The sequence below is a fragment of the Lapidilactobacillus gannanensis genome, assembly GCF_003946675.1.
Taxonomy (GTDB): Bacteria; Bacillota; Bacilli; order Lactobacillales; family Lactobacillaceae; genus Lapidilactobacillus; species Lapidilactobacillus gannanensis.
Genome location: NZ_RHOT01000071.1, coordinates 1 through 1,715 on the forward strand (window position 1 = coordinate 1; position 1,715 = coordinate 1,715).

The 1,715-nt window shown below is 45.5% G+C and carries 2 protein-coding genes; both read left to right on the plus strand.

Features of this window, described 5'->3' with window-relative positions; translation table 11 throughout:
• Positions 1-67 precede the first annotated feature (67 nt).
• Complete coding sequence (locus EKM81_RS10980; protein WP_125651602.1) at positions 68-796, plus strand: helix-turn-helix domain-containing protein; 729 nt, start codon at positions 68-70, stop codon at positions 794-796.
• Positions 793-1,671 (plus strand): IS3 family transposase, encoded by an 879-nt coding sequence (locus EKM81_RS10985; protein ID WP_263853343.1) that lies wholly within the window; start codon positions 793-795, stop codon positions 1,669-1,671. The genes EKM81_RS10980 and EKM81_RS10985 overlap by 4 nt, the downstream gene beginning before the upstream one ends.
• The last annotated feature ends 44 nt before the right edge of the window (positions 1,672-1,715 follow it).

Sequence of the window (1,715 nt, forward strand, 5' to 3'; positions counted from 1 at the left end):
GGCTATACTCCTTCTTGGGTAGACAAGCAAATAATTAAAGCTTGTCTTCCTAGGAAGGAGTTTTTGTATGGGCCGGAAAGGGTCTAGATATACATTAAAAGAGAAGTTCTTCTACATTGGTCTAGTTACTGATGATGGTTTGAGTACCATGGCAGTCGAACGACTTCACGGTGTCAAACACAGCCAGGTTCAGCAATGGATAGAACGCTATGAAGCCGATGGTGTGGATGGACTCAAAGTGCGACGGACGCAGCGCGCTTACTCACAAAAATTGAAGCTTGAGGTTGTCCAGAAATATTTGGCAGGTAACACTTCTTATCCGCAGCTTGCCAAGGAATATGGTATCCCCAATGCCGCAGTGATCTATCAATGGGTTTCCCTGTATACTAGTGGTAAATTACCTCAAGCCACTAGGAGGGCAACACCAATGAAAGATGGACGCAAGACATCACAAACCGAGAGAATCGAGATCGCGCAATGGACGATCGCCAATGACCATAACTATATCGAAGCGATGAAGCACTTCAATGTTTCATATGGTCAAGTTTATGCGTGGGTCAAGAAGTTCAAACAAGGAGGCGAATCTGCCCTCGCAGACCGTCGTGGTAAAGCTAAAGAGGATAATGGACAGCTTTCCGAAGTCGACCGACTTAAACTTGAGAATAAGCGACTACAAGCGCGACTAACCTATGTTTCAACGGAGGTCGCAGTGCTAAAAAAACTACAGGAAATAGAAAGAAGGAATGCCGTTCAGACGACCAATACCAAGCAATCAAACAACTCGCACAAGAAGTGAATCCCGATTCCGGAAAGCCGTATGGGATCAGTGATGCGTGTCGAATTCTTGAGATCTCACGCTCTGCTTATTATAAGTGGACACATCGTAAGGTGACTGCCCACGAGCTAGAGAATCAAGCCATTCTTGCGTACATCATTGAGCTGGAAGAAAAGAATCATTACATCTTTGGCGTCAAGCGACTTATGACCTACATCAACGCTGAAACGCCTTATCACGTTAGTCATGGACGTGTCCGCCGCATCATGCGCCAAGGACATATTCAGGCCTCTATTCGCGTGGCTAAGCACGATCGCAAGGCAGAAAAGAAAGAGTTTCTCTTAACCAACAAATTATACACAGCAGACGTTGGCCACGCTTTCCACCCAATTGCCCCAAACAAGGTTTGGGTAACGGATTGTTCAGAGTTAACTTATGGCAAAGACAACAAGCAGAAGTTACGCCTCAGCGCAGTGAAAGACCTTTACGATCATAGCGTAATCGCTTGGTTTGTCGCCCCTACAGAAACCGCTAAGCTGGTAACGGACACGATTAAGGTGGCAGTTAAGAACAATAATGGCGCTAAGCCGGAGATTCTACATAGCGATCAAGGATCAAGCTATACATCTGGTGTGTATAACACTTATCTTGTCGGTGAAGGGATTGACCACAGCATGTCGCGGCCAGGTACGCCTGGCGACAACAGTCCGATGGAAAGCTTGTGGAGTCATTTAAAGGTCGAACGTTTCGCCTTTGAATATGCCTTATCTGAAATAGAGATGATGAAGAATATTGAAGCAGCAATCAATTGGTACAACGATGAACGACGCCAAGAAACACTAAACGGCATGACTCCAATGGAATACCGGAATCATGCCGTAAAAGAAATTGCATAGAAACTTTAATTATTTGAACTGTCTACTTGACGCGGACCAGCGCC

Excerpts from the sequence above, each read along its gene's own strand:
- EKM81_RS10980 (WP_125651602.1), top strand. The coding sequence starts at position 68 with ATGGGCCGGAAAGGGTCTAGATATACATTAAAAGAGAAGTTCTTCTAC.